This is a genomic window from Ochrobactrum sp. CGA5, assembly GCF_006345815.1.
Lineage (GTDB): Bacteria > Pseudomonadota > Alphaproteobacteria > Rhizobiales > Rhizobiaceae > Brucella.
Genome location: NZ_VCIG01000038.1, coordinates 654,887 through 671,314, shown reverse-complemented (window position 1 = coordinate 671,314; position 16,428 = coordinate 654,887). Strand labels below are relative to the sequence as shown.

The following is a 16,428-nucleotide window of genomic DNA, read 5'->3' as shown; positions in this document are numbered from 1 at the left end:
ACATGCCGATCAATATCACCATGCCAGCGCTTTCTCCGACGATGGAAGAAGGCAACCTGTCGAAATGGCTGGTCAAGGAAGGCGACAAGATCGCTCCTGGCGATGTTATTGCTGAAATTGAAACCGACAAGGCTACGATGGAAGTGGAAGCTGTGGATGAAGGCACGATTGCGAAGATCGTGGTTCCCGCCGGTTCCGAAGGCGTCAAGGTCAATGCCCTGATCGCTATCCTCGCCGAAGAAGGCGAGGATGTGGCGGCTGCAGCCAAGGGAGCGGCGGCTGCTCCGAAGGCCGAAGCGCCGAAAGAAGAGCCGAAGCCGACTGAGGCCAAAAAGGAAACCGCGTTTCCTGTAGCGGCACCCGTACCAGCCAAGGCAGAGCAGCCTGCCGCTGCCTCGAATAAAGGCGATCGTGTGTTTGCGTCGCCACTTGCCCGTCGTATCGCCAAGGAATCCGGTGTCGATATCGCTTCCGTGAAGGGCACTGGGCCGCATGGTCGTGTCGTTCAGCGCGATGTGCAAGCCGCTCTGGCCTCTGGCGATGCCAAGGCTGCTGCGCCGAAGGCGGAAGCTACCTCTGCTGCCGCTCCAAAGCCGATGTCGGATGATGCTGTTCTCAAGCTCTTTGAAGAAGGCACCTACGAGATCGTTCCGCACGACGGCATGCGCAAGACGATTGCCCGTCGTCTGGTGGAATCGAAACAGACTGTTCCTCACTTCTATCTGACGATTGATTGCGAACTTGACGCGCTTCTGGCGCTTCGCGCCCAGATCAACGCGGGCGCACCAATGATCAAGACGGAAAAGGGCGAGGTTCCAGCCTATAAGCTTTCCGTAAATGATCTTATCATCAAGGCGACAGCCTTGGCTCTGCGCGACGTGCCGAATGCCAATGTTTCCTGGACTGAGGGTGGTATGGTCAAGCACAAGCGTTCGGATGTCGGCGTTGCCGTTTCCATCCCGGGCGGCTTGATCACCCCAATCGTGCGTCGTGCGGAACAGAAGACGCTTTCCGCCATTTCCAACGAGATGAAGGATTTGGCCAAGCGCGCACGTGATCGTAAGCTGAAGCCAGAGGAATATCAGGGCGGTTCGACTTCGGTGTCGAACCTCGGCATGTTCGGCGTTAAGGATTTTGCCGCCATCATCAATCCTCCTCATGCAACCATTTTCGCCATTGGCGCAGGTGAAGAACGCGTTGTGGTGAAGAAAGGCGAGATGAAGGTGGCCAACGTCATGTCCGTCACGCTTTCGACTGATCACCGTGCCGTTGATGGCGCTCTGGCTGCTGAACTCGCACAGGCCTTCAAGCGTCACATCGAAAACCCGATGGGCATGTTGGTCTGAACTGTCAACCTTGGTGGGCGTCGCGTTTCGATCAAACGCGACGCTTGAGGTTTTTGAATGGCTGGACAATTGACAATCCGCTCGGCTGAACGCTGGGAAGCAGCGGAAATAGCTATTCTGGTGGACATTGCGTCCCATGGCTTTGCGTCCTGGCTCTGGTACGGAGCCGTACTTGATGGCCGCACTGAAACCGCCATGGAGCGCGGTAGGGAATACATGCGTGCCAATGGCCCGGAGGGCTGGAAGGGTACAGTCATAGCGGAATGGGACGGTGAGATTGCCGGCCTTTCAATTGGATTCACGCTCGAACAGAGCCTGAACGATGTGCCGCCGCAGCATCCGGTTCTTGATCAACTGACGGACTTGCAGCGCAAGGTCATCGGTCACCGTTTTATTGATAGCCTGGGTGTTTATCGCCGGTTTCGCGGCAATGGGATTGGTCGGTCGCTGGTTGTGCACGAGATAGATACAGCACGTCGCAATGGAAATCCGGGCATCAGTCTGATCACCGAAAGCCATAACGATGTGGCGCTTTCCCTTTACGGTGCCCATGGTTTCAAGGAAATTGAGCGGCTCGAAGCGATAGAACGCATTGGGCAGGACAGAAAACACGACTGGGTGCTGCTCACCCGTGAAGTAAACTGAGCAAAGGCAGGACAATATGGCCGACATTTACGACGTTATTGTTATCGGCTCGGGCCCGGGTGGTTATGTGACCGCAATCCGCGCTGCACAGCTTGGATTGAAGACGGCTGTGGTCGAGCGTGAACATCTCGGCGGCATTTGCCTCAACTGGGGCTGTATTCCAACCAAGGCGCTGTTGCGCTCGGCTGAAATCCTGCATTTTGGCGAACACGCCAAGGATTATGGTCTGAAGCTGGAAGGTACGATCACGCCCGATGTGAAGGCTGTGGTTCAGCGCTCACGAGGCGTGTCCGCCCGTCTTAACGGCGGCGTCGGCTTTCTGATGAAGAAGAACAAGATCGATGTTATCTGGGGTGAGGCAAAGCTTGTCAAAGCTGCTTCGGGCAACAACCCCGTAGAAATTTCGGTCGGTAAGTCGTCAAAGCAGCCCATGCAACCTCAGAACCCTGTTCCAAAAGGTGTTTTGGGCGAGGGGACTTACAAGGCGAAGCACGTTATTGTTGCCACAGGTGCACGTCCGCGGGCTCTGCCGGGCATTGAGCCGGATAGCAAGCTGATCTGGACCTATTTCGAAGCAATGGTTCCGCAGGAACTGCCAAAGTCCATGCTGGTTATGGGGTCTGGTGCGATCGGTATTGAGTTCGCTTCTTTCTACAATGATATGGGCGTCGACGTAACCGTTGTAGAATTGATGCCGCAAATTATGCCGGTAGAGGATGCGGAGATTTCCGCGATCGCTCGCAAACAGCTTGAAAAACGCGGTCTGAAGATCATCACCGAAGCCAAAGTCACCAAGGTTGAAAAGGGCGCAAATAATGTGACCGCCCATATTGAGACCAAGGACGGCAAGACACAGTCGTTGACTGTTGATCGTATGATTTCGGCGGTTGGCGTTCAGGGAAATATCGAAAACCTTGGTCTTGAAGAACTTGGTGTTAAAACCGACCGTGGATGCGTTGTCATTGACGGCTATGGCAAGACCAACGTCGCGGGCATCTATGCTATCGGTGATGTTGCCGGTCCACCGATGCTTGCGCACAAGGCTGAGCATGAAGGCGTTATCTGCATTGAGAAGATTGCAGGCCTTCCGAATGTTCATCCGCTTGAGAAGGGTATGATTCCTGGCTGCACTTATTGTAATCCGCAGGTCGCTTCCGTTGGGCTGACTGAAGCGAAGGCTAAGGAAAATGGCTACGACATTCGCGTCGGCCGTTATTCGTTTGCCGCGAATGGAAAGGCCATTGCATTGGGTGAAGATCAGGGGATGGTCAAGACCGTCTTCGACAAAAAGACAGGCCAATTGCTGGGCGCCCATATGGTCGGCGCGGAAGTGACTGAGCTGATCCAGGGATTCGTGATTGCCATGAACCTCGAGACGACTGAGGAAGAACTGATGCATTCGGTCTTCCCGCATCCGACACTTTCGGAAATGATGAAGGAGAGCGTTCTGGATGCGTATGGGCGCGTGCTAAACGCATAACGGGGAGAACGCTCATTCCACTGATCGAAAACGGAGGGCCTTGGCGGCGTGCCGCCTGGCCCATCATCAAATGGTGTACCGTAGGCGGGTTGGCGCTGGGGTTTGCAGTCGGCAGCTTGAGTGTCCTCGGTGGCAACACCATATCGATCAATGGAGTGGCCATCACCGGCTGGTACGGTGTCTGGGCGCTCACATTGGCACTTGGCAGTGCTGGCTTGGTGTTTGGCCTGATATGGGCGTTGGTTTTCCGGGCTCTCGGACTGGCAGCGCGGCGATGAGTAGCAAATCGCTCAAGTTGACAGGGTAGAGGGCAGGGATTAGGACCGAACCCAATTTGGAAAGCATTTCAGGTTCGTACTAGGAAATGGATCGGATAGGCAGGGAAAAGCATGGTTACAGTTCTCGATCTGGTGAACCAAGGCAAGCGTGAGCGACATCCCGAAAAGGCACATCGTCCAGACAACGTTGTCCTGAAAAAGCCTGAATGGATTCGCGTCAAGGCTCCTGTTTCGCGCGGCTATAATGAAACGCGTGAGATCGTTCGCTCAAACAAGCTGGTTACGGTTTGCGAAGAAGCGGGCTGCCCTAATATTGGCGAGTGCTGGGAAAAAAAGCACGCAACGTTCATGATCATGGGCGAGATTTGCACACGCGCATGCGCCTTTTGCAATGTCTCGACTGGTATTCCTACTGCACTTGATCCGAATGAACCCGAGAATGTTGCCAAGGCTGTCAAGCAGATGGGTTTGACGCATGTGGTCATTACATCGGTGGATAGAGACGACCTTGCTGATGGTGGCGCGCAGCATTTTGCGGAAGTTATCCATTCGATCCGCGAGACCGCTCCTGCCACGACGATTGAAATCCTGACGCCGGATTTCTTGCGTAAGGAAGGCGCTCTTGAAGTCGTGGTCAAGGCTCGCCCAGATGTGTTCAATCACAATCTGGAAACCGTGCCCTCCAAATATCTGAAAGTTCGTCCTGGCGCGCGTTATTTCCATTCGATCCGCCTGCTGCAGCGCGTCAAGGAGTTGGACCCGACTATTTTCACTAAATCCGGCATTATGGTGGGCCTCGGCGAAGAGCGGAATGAGGTCCTTCAACTGATGGACGATCTGCGTTCGGCGGACGTGGATTTCATGACCATCGGTCAGTATCTCCAGCCGACCCGCAAGCATCATCCTGTCATTCGTTTTGTAACCCCTGACGAATTCAAGTCGTTTGAAACGATAGGGCGGACAAAAGGCTTCCTTCTGGTCGCATCCAGCCCGTTAACGCGCTCGTCGCATCACGCTGGTGATGATTTCGCCAAGCTGAGGGCAGCGCGAGAGGCGCAAATCGCTGCACGGGTCTGAGAGAGGAAATGCCGCAGTTTACAACCGTTAGACGGGTACATCACCGGGCCGAGCAAATGTTCGGCCTTGTCGCAGATGTCGAGAAGTACCCACAGTTCCTGCCGATGTGCGAGGCTTTGTCTGTTCGCTCTCGCAAGGAGCGTGACGGTAAGGCCCTTCTCATTGCCGACATGACGGTAGGATATAAATTGATCCGTGAGACTTTCACCAGTCAGGTGCTGCTGAAGCCCGAAGAAAATGTCATTGATGTGAAGTATCTCGACGGGCCGTTTCGCTATCTCGACAATCGTTGGACCTTCAAACCGGTGGGCGACGGAGGCGAGTGTGATGTCGAGTTTTTCATCGATTATGAGTTCAAGAGCCGCACGCTCGGCCTTCTCATGGGAACGATGTTCGATATAGCTTTCAAAAAATTTTCCGAAGCTTTTGAAAAAAGAGCCGATCAGATCTACGGTCTGGTCTGAACAAGCCCGAGTTTCCCGAAACTCTATTCATTACTGCGCAGTATAGCCACCATCGACCAGTATGGATGTTCCTGTGACGAAGGAAGCTTCGTCACTTGCCAGAAAAAGCACAACGCTCGCTACTTCTTCGGCGCGGCCAAGGCGGCCTATGGGATGTAAAGCCACGAGTGCTTGCTTTTTATCGTTGGGAATATCCTTGAGAAGCGGTGTATCGATATAGCCTGGGCAAACCGCGTTCACCCGGATGTTTTGGGCGCCGTATTCAATCGCAAGTGTCTGCGTCAGCAGTTTTACGCCGCCTTTTGCTGCCGCATAAGCGGTGACGCCGGATTTCCCGACATGACTGTGAATAGAGCCGCAATTCACGATCACGCCTCCGCCTTGCGAGCGCATTTGATCAATCGCGTACTTATCGCAATAATAGACGCCGGTTAGGTTGATATCGATGGTTTTTTGCCATGCAGCTTCATCAAGTTCGTCTATTGGTCCGTCTGCGGCTATACCTGCATTGGCGAACATGATGTCGAGGCGGCCATAGGTCTCAACGGTTTTGGCAATCAGTGCCTGCACAGCTTTCGTATCGCTCACATCGGTTTTGACGAATATTGCTCGCTCCGTGCCGACTGCAAGCTCGCTCGCCAGTCGCTGGCCGTGCTCCGAATAATCCGCGATAACGACATTTGCTCCTTCGTGAACAAAAGCCCGAACGGTTGCTTCGCCGATGCCACTTGCCCCACCCGTAACGATTACCACCTTGCCATCGAAGCGCATCACGATGTTCTCCATTTCCTTATCAAAGCCAAGGATAGGGCACGGTTGACAAAAGTATACGCTTTAAATTTATCGAAGGCTCTCGAGGATGAGATCTAGTGCGGCAAGAACGGTCGCATGGCGGATTTCGGCTCTGGTTTTGGGTCCGAAACGGCATTCAAGATGAAGTGTCGGGTGACCTTTTCGCGCCGATGCGATGTGAACGAGACCGACAGGCTTTTCATCGGAACCGCCATTTGGTCCGGCAATGCCCGTAACAGCCACCGTCACACCGGCGCGTGAGCGGGCAAGTGCTCCTCCCGCCATGGAAAGTGCCACTTCCCTTGAAACCGCGCCGACGCGATTGATCAATTCCATGGGAACGCCGATCATTTCGACTTTCGCTTCATTGGAATAGGTCACAAAGCCACGATCCACGACATCTGACGACCCGGCAATGTCGGTCAGGGCTCCAACTATAAGTCCACCTGTGCAGGATTCGGCGGTCGCTACCATTACACCGGCCTTGCGGCAGGCCTCCAGCACGGCCACAGCCTTTTCTTCTGCCATCGGTGAGCTCATTCGGGAACCTCGCCAGGGTAGATGACGGTTGCTGTTGCGATGGCAGCGATCCCTTCACGGCGCCCAACGAAACCGAGTTTTTCATTGGTCGTCGCTTTGACGGAGACGCGGTCTGCTCCAATTCCGAGCATGTCGCAAAGCGCTTCTGTCATTGCTGCGCGGTGTGGGCCGATCTTCGGTGCCTCGCTGATAAAAGTCACGTCGACGTTAGCAATACGACCACCTGCTTCACGCACGATACGAGCAGCGTGCTCGACGAATATACGGGAAGCAGCTCCTTTCCACTGTGGGTCGGAAGGAGGGAAATGCGTGCCGATATCACCCGCTCCGCGTGTCGCTAGCAAGGCATCGGTCAGCGCATGAAGTCCGACATCGGCGTCTGAATGGCCATTGAGTTTTGCTTCATGGGGAATTTTCACACCGCATAGCGTCACATGATCGCCAGGTTCAAAAGAATGAACGTCGTAGCCATTGCCAGTACGAATGTCGGGAAAAGAGATGTGGTTTTGCCGCAGGCGCTTGTCAGCCATTTCGATATCCTTTGCCCAAGTAAGCTTTGTATTGTCTGACGACCCTTCGATGATACGCACAGCGATGCTTTGCCATTCAGCAATGGCAGCATCATCTGTAAAATCAGAACGATTGATCGCGAACGCCTTTTCATGCGCATCAAGGATCGGTGCATAGGGAAATGCTTGTGGCGTCTGTGCCGCAAAAAGGCCCGCGCGAGGCACCGTGGTTCTAACCGTTCCATCCGTAGCTGACTGTTTGAGCGTATCTGAAACTGCCAAAGCAGGCAAAACGCCTTCATCCGGTGTGAGATTTTCTACGATACGTTTTAGCAAATCCTGGCTGACGAAGGGTCTCACGCCGTCATGGATCATGACATAGTGCGGCGCATAATCTCGCAACGCAAGGAGACCAAGGCGTGTTGATTCCTGCCGGGTGGCACCACCATTCACAACCAGAATGTTGCCACAGCTCTCCGGGAAGGCACGTTGGCAAAGCGTATGATCATCAGGGTGAATGACGACAACGATACTTTCAATCAGCGGGCAATCGATAAAAGCGTGCAAAGTGCGGGCAAGTACGGCTTCGCCACCGATGCGCCGGTATTGTTTCGGCCCTTCGATGCTCTGTCCGGCTCGCTCCCCGCGGCCAGCCGCCACAATGACTGCTGCTATCTTTGAAATGGTTGTGACCTCTGCCAAAGCTTGCATTTCCATGCCGAATAAAGCCTTGCGCAGATAAATGCCAGACGACAATTGATTTATCGTGATTTTGCGCGCGCTTTTCCTTGCGTTGAAATGTGAGGGTGATTAATGTATGTGCTAACTGCACGTTGCACATCAAATAGGCATTTATTGGTGAGTTTTCTCGATCAACCTTTGAACATCCGCGGTGTAGCGCTTGCTAATCGCGTTTTCCTTGCGCCTATGTCAGGCGTTTCGGACCTACCATTCCGCAGGCGAGCAGCAGAAGCTGGCGCGGGCATGGTCGTATCTGAAATGATTGCCAGTGCCGAACTCTGTAACCGCCACAAGGAGAGTCTTCTGCGCCTGTCAGGTAATGGGCTTGGAACGCATGTCGTGCAGCTCGCTGGCCGCGAAGCACATTGGATGGGCGAGGCAGCCAGGATCGCCGAAGGCGAAGGCGCTGATATCATCGATATCAACATGGGCTGTCCGGCCAAAAAAGTAACTGGTGGATATTCTGGCTCGGCGCTGATGCGCGATCTTGATCACGCAATGACCCTTGTTGAAGCCACAGTTAAAGCGGTTAGCGTTCCTGTAACTCTCAAGATGCGGCTCGGATGGGACGAGAAGAGCATCAATGCGTCCGAATTGGCAAGTCGCGCCGAAGATGCCGGTATAGCCATGGTGACTGTCCATGGACGTACGCGGTGTCAGTTCTATGAAGGCAAAGCGGATTGGGATGCAATTCATGCTGTCCGTGACGCGATCAAGATTCCTCTGGTTGCCAACGGAGACGTGGCGAGCCGACATGATGCAGAGGAAATTTTGCGTTGTTCTGGAGCGGACGCCGTGATGGTCGGACGTGCCTGTTATGGGCAACCATGGCTCGCTGGAGCAATCGCTGGAAGTGATTTTGCTCCACGAGCGCGAACTGAGATTCTAGATTATATTATAAAGCATTACGAAGATATGCTCGAGCACTATGGAAGCATGACGGGCATCCGTCATTCCCGTAAGCACCTTGGCTGGTATCTTGATCGTCATGCTGGTTCCGCATGTACATCCGCCGAGAAAGCGGAAGTGATGACGCTGACTGACCGGCATGCCGTGATTGAGATTCTGCGCCGTATATTCATGCGTGAAGTTCCTGGAACCGCGCTCAAAGAGGTTGCCTGATGCGCGATAGAACAGAAACGAACGGCATTCCATCGATCGTGCTTGATGCCATCAGCCAGCCGGTTATCATGGTCAGCGCCGAGAATTATATTGCCTATGCCAATCTGGATGCGGAACAGTTCTTTCGTTCCGGCTCGTCCATTCTCGCGCGTAATCGGCTGGAATCTTTTTTGCCCTTTGGCAGCCCACTGTTAGCGCTGGTCGATCAGGTTCGCACAAGTCAGATGCCGGTCAACGAATATCGCGTTGATGTCTCGTCGCCACGTCTTGGGGCTGAGCGTATCGTCGATATCTACGTAGCGCCAGTAGCGGAACTGCCGGGAGCAGTGGTCATCCTCTTCAAGGAAAAGACGATGGCAGAAAAGATAGATCGCCAGATGACACATCGCGGTGCTGCGCGATCCGTGACCGGGCTTGCCTCGATGCTGGCCCATGAAATCAAGAATCCTCTCTCTGGTATCCGCGGTGCGGCGCAATTGCTGGAGCAGGTTGTCAGCGACGAAGATCGGGCGCTTGCGCGCCTCATTACGGATGAAACGGATCGGATTGTTTCGTTGGTTGACCGCATGGAGGTTTTCTCGGACGAGCGCCCCATTGAACGTTCTGCGGTCAATATTCATGCGGTTCTGGATCACGTGAAAGCGATTGCGCAGAACGGGTTCGCACGAAAAATCCGCTTTGTGGAAGATTACGACCCTTCTCTCCCACCAGTTTTCGCCAATCGTGACCAACTCGTGCAGGTTTTTCTCAATCTGCTGAAGAATGCTGCGGAAGCGATAGGCGATCGTGAAGGCGGGGAGATCGTTTTGTCTACGGCTTATCGTCCAGGTATCCGTCTACAGGTGCCCGGCGCGCGGGATAGGGTTGCCCTGCCTCTCGAATTCTGCGTGCATGATAACGGACCGGGTGTGCCGCCGGATATGCTGCCACATCTGTTCGATCCGTTCGTGACCACGAAGACCAATGGTTCGGGGCTGGGTTTGGCACTGGTTGCGAAGATTATTGGCGATCACGGCGGCATTATCGAATGCGACAGTCATCCCACGCGCACGACTTTCCGTGTTCTAATGCCCGCGTGGAAAAATACGGAAATGGCGGCTGGAAATATTGGAGATAACGCATGATCGCAGGGCGTCCGACAGGAACCATATTGGTGGCGGATGATGATGCAGCTATTCGGACAGTGCTGAACCAGGCGTTGTCGCGGGCGGGCTATGACGTGCGCGTGACCTCCAATGCCGCTTCGCTTTGGCGCTGGGTGGCGGCAGGCGACGGTGATCTGGTCATTACCGACGTCAATATGCCAGACGAGAATGCCTTCGATCTCCTGCCGCGTGTCAAGAAGATGCGCCCAGATCTGCCGGTTGTGGTGATGAGCGCGCAGAACACATTCATGACGGCAATTAAGGCATCCGAGGCGGGAGCTTACGAATATCTGCCGAAGCCTTTCGACTTGACGGAACTCATCAATATTGCCGGTCGTGCTCTGTCTGAGCCAAAACGCAAGCCCGTTGCCGCCCTATCGGATGAGCAGACAGATAACATGCCGCTGGTCGGTCGCTCGCCTGCGATGCAGGAAATCTACCGTGTGCTGGCGCGTATGATGCAGACGGATTTGACCATCATGGTCACGGGGGAATCGGGTACAGGCAAGGAGCTGGTTGCGCGCGCTCTGCATGAGTATGGGCGCCGCCGAAAAGGACCGTTTGTTGCGATCAACATGGCGGCAATTCCACGCGACCTGATTGAGTCTGAGTTATTTGGACACGAGAAGGGCGCTTTTACCGGTGCTCAAAACCGCTCGAGCGGTCGCTTTGAGCAGGCTAACGGTGGAACACTCTTTCTCGATGAGATCGGCGATATGCCGATGGAAGCGCAAACCCGCCTTTTACGTGTGCTCCAGCAGGGCGAATATATGACTGTCGGGGGACGCACGCCGATCAAAACGGATGTGCGTATTGTCGCCGCAACCAACAAGGATTTGCGGCAACTAATAGCACAAGGCTTGTTTCGCGAGGATCTTTACTACCGGTTGAATGTCGTTCCGCTACGTTTGCCGCCACTTCGCGAACGCAGCGAAGACGTAGCCGATCTTGTGCGGCATTTTTTCAAGCGCGCAGCCGAAGAGGGCCTCCCCGAGAAGCGTATCAGTGCTGCTGGCCTGGAAATGATGCGCCGGTATCCATGGCCAGGCAATGTGCGTGAGTTGGAAAATCTCGTGCGAAGGCTTGCGGCGCTTTATCCGCAAGAGGAAATATCGCCGGAGATCATCGAAACGGAACTGAAGTCCGAACTGACCAAGCCTGATGTCGTCCCCACCGGTGGCGGTGATCTCGATAATATTTCCATATCCCAAGCTGTCGAGCAAAATATGCAGCGCTACTTTGCGTCATTCGGTGCCGATCTACCGCCTCCGGGTCTATACCATCGGGTTTTATCCGAGTTGGAATATCCATTGATCCTCGCATGCCTTACTGCAACACGGGGAAATCAGATCAAAGCGGCAGACCTTCTGGGATTAAACCGGAACACGTTGCGCAAGAAAATTCGTGAACTTGGCGTCAATATATATCGCGGTAGCAAAGGCAATTAAGACCTAATCAGGCACTGATAGGGAATTAACTACATTCTTTAACATGTGAGTAATTCTGTTTGGCTACTTTGGATTGTATGAGAAGTCAGCAATCTACGCGAAGCAAGAAAACACGACACATTTTGGAGCCTGCCGTAAGGAGCGGTATTCTTGCCGCGCCTTTGGTCTTGATGCTCGCAATCGTTATTGTCCTGTCGGGAGCGGAGCCCAAACTCTCTGCAATGACCGATAAAACCTTTACCGGTTCTATAACCTCCGTTGTAAAGTGATACTCGTTACCTTGAATAATACGACTGCGTTCCTACCCTCTTAGGATAATCCAAGGAGGCAACCATGCGTATTGTTGTTACGACTCTTTTTCTTGGTTTGTCCGTTGCGGCGGTCTATGCGGCTCCGCCAACGGAAGGCACGAAACTCTCGGAAATAATCGCTAAAATTGAGCAGAACGCGGATGCTGCTTTCGTCGATGAGGTCGACTGGAATGATCGTGGCTACTACGAGATTGAATATGTCACGAAATCTGGCGCCAAAGTCGAGGTAAAGGTCGATCCAAAAACCGGAGAAAACGTTCGCTAGTCCCTGATGCATGTGTGAACGATTATGCTGGAGCGGGTAGCGGGAATCGAACCCGCGCGTTCAGCTTGGGAAGCTGACAGGCTACCATTACATCATACCCGCAAACTGTAATGTATTTCAGTGCCTTATGACGAAAATTTATGTCGGCCATCAATAAAGTTTTACAGCTTGTTTTACAGGCTACGTTCTCTTTCTGGCCTCGTCAAACTGTTTTATCGAAAGGCCGAGCCTGTCACTCATCGCCTCACGAAACACTACAGTAACGTGACAAATTTTTCATGAACTGTTCCATTGATATCCAGAATTGAGAGACCATCTGCAGATGACGCTTCCAACCATGCAGCCAGATTTGCAGGCTGTTGCAGATGACAGGAAATCCATGGGCAAGACCGCAAAGCGCCGGGCGCTGCTTATAGTAAATCCAAACGCCCGCAATGGCAGAGGATACGGCACCGAGATTCGTTCTGCGTTGGAACGCAGTGGCCTCCAGCTTATCGAAAAAAATCCGCTGGATGGCGAGACGATTTCAGATGTAATCTTTCGTGAAAGAGATTGTGATCTCGTAATTGTGGGTGGGGGTGACGGCTCACTGAATGCTGCGGCCAAAGGATTAATGGAAACGGGATTACCGCTGGCAATTCTTCCTCTTGGAACCGCAAACGATTTCGCCCGCACAATTGGCATTCCTGCTGATCCGCTTGAAGCGGCGCGTCGCCTTCTTTCCTACGAGGTACAGCCCATCGATCTGGGCGAGGTGAACGGTCATCTTTACTTTAATGTCGCAAGCATTGGTTTCAGCGCTGAACTGGCGCAGCAATTGAGCTCTGCCGCAAAGAAGAAGTGGGGAAAGTTCGGTTATGCAATCGTCGCGGCGCGTATCCTTATGCGTTCGGAGCTTTTCACCGCTTATCTGGAACATGACGGCATGACGGAGAAAATCCGTACGTTGCAGGTGTCTGTCGGAAATGGCAAGTTTTATGGCGGCGGTATGGCTGTCGAGAAGGATGCAACTGTGGATGACGGCAAACTGGACTTCTACAGTCTCGAAGTCGATCACTGGTGGAAACTTTTGCGCCTTTTGCCAAGTCTTCGCCGAGGAACGCATTCAAAATGGGATGATGTGCGGGCTTTTCCAACGACCGAAGTGATTGTACGCACGAAGAAGCCCCGCGCCGTGAATACCGACGGTGAGTTGTCAACATGGACACCCGCCCATTTTCGCCTGCTACGCAAGGCTATAAATGTCTATATGCCTGATCCAGCGCAAAGGCGGTGACACTGAACATGAAAAAATGGCCCGCCTTGTTGAAGCGGGCCTAATCCACGACGTTAGGTGATCGGCTCGGAGGTCATTAGAGCCATATGTATAACCCTTGTACAGGTCTAACGTTCCACATCTAAAAGAAAAAATACCATATAAGCAGCACGACAACGAGTGGAACTCCCATCAGCCAAAGCATCATTGCTCTCAACATTCGTATTCTCCTTTCTGCTGAAAATTCAACGCTCTGAACAAACGATTGTTCCACAATAATAGGATGGTACGGTTCGTTGGAGTTGAACGGATGTTGTGTGGCGCGACTCAAAACATGCGCAATTGCAAAAGCTTTAATGATCCGTCAATGAATCGGTGACATCACTAGATTCAAAAAGCGCAACCAGCGTTCCGGTTGTGTTGTAAAGTAACGGATGTGTGGCGTATGAATTCGAAGCGAGGGCAGAAGCAATCGGTCAGCGGCAAGGCAGTGAATCTGCGCGACAAGCGCGGTTCTGCCGCCATGTGGTCGTTCATGGCTATTGCTGTCGCCTTAGCCGGCTGCGCATCGGCCCCGCAGCCAAACTCGAAGACAAAGCGCTCAAAGGAATACTTCGCCGAATCCAAATATGGCGTAAAAGCTAGCCCGCGGGTGGCTTTTACGAAGGGTAAGCCCCTGCCGCGTGGTGGCGGACGAGACCAGACCGGGAAACCTTACAAGGTCAAGGGGCGTTGGTACTATCCCAAAGAAGACAAGAACTACGTCAAAATTGGTCACGCTTCCTGGTATGGCGAAGCTTTTCACGGTCGATTAACGGCGAACGGCGAAGTCTATGACATGACTCATCTGACGGCAGCACATCCAACTATGCCGTTGCCCAGTTATGCCCGCGTAACAAACCTTGCCAACGGTAGTTCGGTTATCGTGCGTGTAAATGATCGTGGTCCCTACGAGTATGACCGTGTGATTGATCTGTCGCAGAAAGCCGCCGAAATGCTTGATTACCAGAACCACGGCACGGCGAATGTGAAGGTTGAGTATGTTGGAAGGGCGCCGCTGGAGGGCAATGACGAGGCATTCCTGATGGCGTCATACCGTCCGGCAGGTGGTGATGCAATCGGCCAACCTGCAACGGGCGTCATGATGGCGATGAACGGGCCGACGCCGACCTCGCCGAAGTCACGCGTTCCTATGCCGGTTATGGACGCTGCTCCGGCTTCTAAATCTATACCAGAAAATTCACCTTTCGCTGTTGATCCTGCTTATAGCGATCCGTCGGGTGGAACTGCCCCATTGCTCCCGGCAAATATTCCTGTGCCGTCACATCGTCCTGCAGCTAGCTTCGGAGTGGCGAATGCTGCCGGTGTGAGCGCTCTTGCGGGCTACGCTTCTGACCGGGTTGCGGCAACAGCTTATGCTGATGAAAGGGCCTACGGAAGTATCCTGACTAAGGATGCGATCTCAAGCGCGTGGAAGCGCCGCAAAGCCGAAGAGCATGGCGAGTATGTCGAGCTTGGCACTTTCAAGACGCTCGAAGAGGCCAGGCGGCTTCAGGCTTCGTTGCCGCGTTCGGCCAGATTTACGCTTGCCAAGATTCCTACCGAAGCCGGTGAATCCTACGAGCTGACAGCCGTGGCAGAGGAGGGCAGAAACGATGCCCTCTTGCGCGCGGCTTGGAAAGCAGGCGCAGAGAATGCGTTTGTGGTTCGTCTCGACTGATCTGTCACGATACGGTGATAAGCGCAGGCGTATTGATTTTGGTCAGATTCGTTGCGTAGGCTCTGTCACGTTGCTCACGTAACGGGATTTGCATGGAGCTGATTTCAAAAATACTGGTGTTTACTCGCGCCGCTGTCGTTGGCATTCCGCTGGCTGTTGCGGCGCCGATCGTCAGCATGGCGGCACCTATCGAGACAGCATTCGCTACAAAAGCGCCGCAGGTTTTGCTCGTCGATGCTCGAAGCGGAACTGTACTTCTCTCCAAGAATGCCAATATCCCGATTCCGCCAGCTTCTCTGGCCAAGCTGATGACGGCAGAAGTGATTTTCGAATCCCTTGATAAAGGTGCCACAACACTCGAAACGGCCTATCCGGTCAGTGAAAATGCTTGGAGAACCGGCGGCGCCCCGTCCGGAACATCGACGATGTTCGCGCGCATCAAGTCGGCCCCCACGGTCGCCGATCTGCTGCAGGGAATGATTGTTCAGTCGGCCAATGATGGAGCCATCGTGCTGGCGGAGGGGTTGGCAGGCAGCGAACAGGCATTTGCCAAGCGTATGAATGATCGTGCGCAGGAACTTGGTTTGACCGGCTCCAAGTTCGTTAATTCGACAGGTTTACCTGCTGAAGGGCAAGCGGTTACGCTTCAGGATCTTGTCAGATTGGCGCAACATATTCGGACACACCATCCCGAATACTACAAATACTATGCTCAACCTGCCTTTACTTGGAACAATATCATGCAGCGCAATCGCAATCCCCTGTTGCGGCTTGATGTTGGGGCTGACGGTTTAGGAACGGGCTTCACTGAAGCATCGGGGTTTGCGCTGGTGGGGTCTGCCGAACAGAACGGGCGCAGGCTTTATCTGGCCATGAGCGGGCTTGCCAGCATCAAGGAGCGTGAAGAAGAAGCAAAGCGGCTCCTGCAATGGGGAATGACGGCATTTGACGATGTTCGGCTTTATCCTGCGGATGAAATTGTTGGCGAAGCGCAAGTTTTCGGTGGTGCGCTCAAGCACGTACCGTTGAAGGTCAAAGATCGTGTTGAGCTTCTGCTTCCGAAGGACGGTCGCGACAGGCTGAAAGCTCGTATTGTTTATAAGGGGCCGCTTGATGCGCCGGTCGCCGACAATCAGCAGGTTGGTGTTCTTCAGTTGGAGCTGAACGGTAGCATTCTTCGCGATGTTCCGGTTTTTACTGCGCAACCTGTCGAGGAAGGAAGCCTTTCGCAGCGCGCTTTAGGTGCGGCGATGGAGCTGTCCACCGGTTGGCTGCGGAGATATCTTTAGT

General features: G+C 53.6%; 16 protein-coding genes and 1 tRNA gene. 13 read left to right on the top strand and 4 right to left on the bottom strand.

The features are described from left to right. Positions 1–2 precede the first annotated feature (2 nt). The 6 genes from FJQ48_RS16320 to FJQ48_RS16300 all read left to right on the top strand — a co-directional run bounded on the left by FJQ48_RS16320 (position 3) and on the right by FJQ48_RS16300 (position 5,290). The gene (locus tag FJQ48_RS16320; RefSeq protein WP_139975997.1) at positions 3–1,346 is read left to right on the top strand and encodes a pyruvate dehydrogenase complex dihydrolipoamide acetyltransferase; all 1,344 of its coding nucleotides are present in this window, start codon (positions 3–5) and stop codon (positions 1,344–1,346) included. Between the two features lie 57 nt (positions 1,347–1,403). Continuing rightward, entirely contained in the window at positions 1,404–1,991 is a 588-nt protein-coding gene (locus tag FJQ48_RS16315; RefSeq protein ID WP_139975996.1) for a GNAT family N-acetyltransferase, read from the top strand. Positions 1,992–2,007: 16 nt separating this feature from the next. Continuing rightward, positions 2,008–3,471 carry a dihydrolipoyl dehydrogenase gene (lpdA, locus tag FJQ48_RS16310; RefSeq protein ID WP_139975995.1) on the top strand — a complete coding sequence of 488 codons (1,464 nt, stop codon included), beginning with the start codon at positions 2,008–2,010 and terminating at the stop codon, positions 3,469–3,471. Positions 3,472–3,587: 116 nt separating this feature from the next. Then, on the top strand, positions 3,588–3,749 hold the full coding sequence (locus tag FJQ48_RS22470; protein ID WP_180350227.1) for a hypothetical protein: 162 nt from the start codon (positions 3,588–3,590) through the stop codon (positions 3,747–3,749). Between the two features lie 111 nt (positions 3,750–3,860). Further along, positions 3,861–4,826 carry a lipoyl synthase gene (lipA, locus tag FJQ48_RS16305; protein ID WP_139975994.1) on the top strand — a complete coding sequence of 322 codons (966 nt, stop codon included), beginning with the start codon at positions 3,861–3,863 and terminating at the stop codon, positions 4,824–4,826. An 8-nt stretch (positions 4,827–4,834) separates the two neighbouring features. Beyond that, positions 4,835–5,290 carry a type II toxin-antitoxin system RatA family toxin gene (locus tag FJQ48_RS16300; protein WP_139975993.1) on the top strand — a complete coding sequence of 152 codons (456 nt, stop codon included), beginning with the start codon at positions 4,835–4,837 and terminating at the stop codon, positions 5,288–5,290. A 30-nt stretch (positions 5,291–5,320) separates the two neighbouring features. Here the strand turns inward: FJQ48_RS16300 and FJQ48_RS16295 are convergent, their stop codons facing one another. From FJQ48_RS16295 to FJQ48_RS16285, 3 genes are all read right to left on the bottom strand, one after another. Next, the gene (locus FJQ48_RS16295; RefSeq protein WP_139976332.1) at positions 5,321–6,061 is read right to left on the bottom strand and encodes an SDR family NAD(P)-dependent oxidoreductase; all 741 of its coding nucleotides are present in this window, start codon (positions 6,059–6,061) and stop codon (positions 5,321–5,323) included. Positions 6,062–6,130: 69 nt separating this feature from the next. Next, positions 6,131–6,622 carry a CinA family protein gene (locus FJQ48_RS16290; RefSeq protein ID WP_139975992.1) on the bottom strand — a complete coding sequence of 164 codons (492 nt, stop codon included), beginning with the start codon at positions 6,620–6,622 and terminating at the stop codon, positions 6,131–6,133. Next, positions 6,619–7,842 carry a bifunctional 2-C-methyl-D-erythritol 4-phosphate cytidylyltransferase/2-C-methyl-D-erythritol 2,4-cyclodiphosphate synthase gene (locus tag FJQ48_RS16285; protein ID WP_139976331.1) on the bottom strand — a complete coding sequence of 408 codons (1,224 nt, stop codon included), beginning with the start codon at positions 7,840–7,842 and terminating at the stop codon, positions 6,619–6,621. The genes FJQ48_RS16290 and FJQ48_RS16285 overlap by 4 nt, the downstream gene beginning before the upstream one ends. 147 nt (positions 7,843–7,989) lie before the next feature. On the opposite strand from FJQ48_RS16285, the gene dusB reads away from it, so the two are divergent. The 4 genes from dusB (at position 7,990) to FJQ48_RS16260 (ending at position 12,163) form a co-directional block, all read left to right on the top strand. Then, the gene (gene dusB / locus FJQ48_RS16280; protein ID WP_180350226.1) at positions 7,990–8,994 is read left to right on the top strand and encodes a tRNA dihydrouridine synthase DusB; all 1,005 of its coding nucleotides are present in this window, start codon (positions 7,990–7,992) and stop codon (positions 8,992–8,994) included. Further along, the gene (locus FJQ48_RS16275) at positions 8,994–10,118 is read left to right on the top strand and encodes a nitrogen regulation protein NR(II) (RefSeq protein ID WP_139975990.1); all 1,125 of its coding nucleotides are present in this window, start codon (positions 8,994–8,996) and stop codon (positions 10,116–10,118) included. The genes dusB and FJQ48_RS16275 overlap by 1 nt, the downstream gene beginning before the upstream one ends. After that, positions 10,115–11,587, top strand: coding sequence for a nitrogen regulation protein NR(I) (ntrC, locus tag FJQ48_RS16270; protein WP_139975989.1), 1,473 nt, complete (start codon positions 10,115–10,117; stop codon positions 11,585–11,587). Before FJQ48_RS16275 ends, ntrC begins: the two co-directional genes overlap by 4 nt. Positions 11,588–11,920: 333 nt before the next feature. Continuing rightward, complete coding sequence (locus FJQ48_RS16260; protein ID WP_139975988.1) at positions 11,921–12,163, top strand: PepSY domain-containing protein; 243 nt, start codon at positions 11,921–11,923, stop codon at positions 12,161–12,163. Between the two features lie 28 nt (positions 12,164–12,191). Here FJQ48_RS16260 and FJQ48_RS16255 read toward each other — a convergent pair. Continuing rightward, positions 12,192–12,265: transfer RNA gene (locus FJQ48_RS16255), tRNA-Gly, on the bottom strand. Between the two features lie 277 nt (positions 12,266–12,542). On the opposite strand from FJQ48_RS16255, the gene FJQ48_RS16250 reads away from it, so the two are divergent. The 3 genes from FJQ48_RS16250 (at position 12,543) to FJQ48_RS16235 (ending at position 16,427) form a co-directional block, all read left to right on the top strand. Further along, on the top strand, positions 12,543–13,439 hold the full coding sequence (locus FJQ48_RS16250; RefSeq protein WP_139976329.1) for a lipid kinase: 897 nt from the start codon (positions 12,543–12,545) through the stop codon (positions 13,437–13,439). A gap of 424 nt (positions 13,440–13,863) precedes the next feature. After that, positions 13,864–15,138: a septal ring lytic transglycosylase RlpA family protein gene (locus FJQ48_RS16240; RefSeq protein WP_139975986.1), complete on the top strand. Its 1,275-nt coding sequence runs from the start codon at positions 13,864–13,866 to the stop codon at positions 15,136–15,138. A 176-nt stretch (positions 15,139–15,314) separates the two neighbouring features. Next, complete coding sequence (locus FJQ48_RS16235; RefSeq protein WP_247870413.1) at positions 15,315–16,427, top strand: D-alanyl-D-alanine carboxypeptidase family protein; 1,113 nt, start codon at positions 15,315–15,317, stop codon at positions 16,425–16,427. The last annotated feature ends 1 nt before the right edge of the window (position 16,428 follow it).

Bases quoted from the DNA above. Each gene is read 5' to 3' on its own strand.
- FJQ48_RS16260 (WP_139975988.1), top strand. From the start codon at position 11,921: ATGCGTATTGTTGTTACGACTCTTTTTCTTGGTTTGTCCGTTGCGGCG.
- ntrC (WP_139975989.1), top strand. From the start codon at position 10,115: ATGATCGCAGGGCGTCCGACAGGAACCATATTGGTGGCGGATGATGAT.
- lipA (WP_139975994.1), top strand. From the start codon at position 3,861: ATGGTTACAGTTCTCGATCTGGTGAACCAAGGCAAGCGTGAGCGACAT.
- FJQ48_RS16275 (WP_139975990.1), top strand. From the start codon at position 8,994: ATGCGCGATAGAACAGAAACGAACGGCATTCCATCGATCGTGCTTGAT.
- FJQ48_RS16320 (WP_139975997.1), top strand. From the start codon at position 3: ATGCCGATCAATATCACCATGCCAGCGCTTTCTCCGACGATGGAAGAA.
- FJQ48_RS16315 (WP_139975996.1), top strand. From the start codon at position 1,404: ATGGCTGGACAATTGACAATCCGCTCGGCTGAACGCTGGGAAGCAGCG.
- FJQ48_RS16295 (WP_139976332.1), bottom strand. From the start codon at position 6,061: ATGCGCTTCGATGGCAAGGTGGTAATCGTTACGGGTGGGGCAAGTGGC.
- FJQ48_RS16290 (WP_139975992.1), bottom strand. From the start codon at position 6,622: ATGAGCTCACCGATGGCAGAAGAAAAGGCTGTGGCCGTGCTGGAGGCC.
- lpdA (WP_139975995.1), top strand. From the start codon at position 2,008: ATGGCCGACATTTACGACGTTATTGTTATCGGCTCGGGCCCGGGTGGT.
- FJQ48_RS16235 (WP_247870413.1), top strand. From the start codon at position 15,315: ATGGCGGCACCTATCGAGACAGCATTCGCTACAAAAGCGCCGCAGGTT.
- FJQ48_RS16240 (WP_139975986.1), top strand. From the start codon at position 13,864: ATGAATTCGAAGCGAGGGCAGAAGCAATCGGTCAGCGGCAAGGCAGTG.
- FJQ48_RS16285 (WP_139976331.1), bottom strand. From the start codon at position 7,842: ATGCAAGCTTTGGCAGAGGTCACAACCATTTCAAAGATAGCAGCAGTC.
- FJQ48_RS16250 (WP_139976329.1), top strand. From the start codon at position 12,543: ATGGGCAAGACCGCAAAGCGCCGGGCGCTGCTTATAGTAAATCCAAAC.
- FJQ48_RS16300 (WP_139975993.1), top strand. From the start codon at position 4,835: ATGCCGCAGTTTACAACCGTTAGACGGGTACATCACCGGGCCGAGCAA.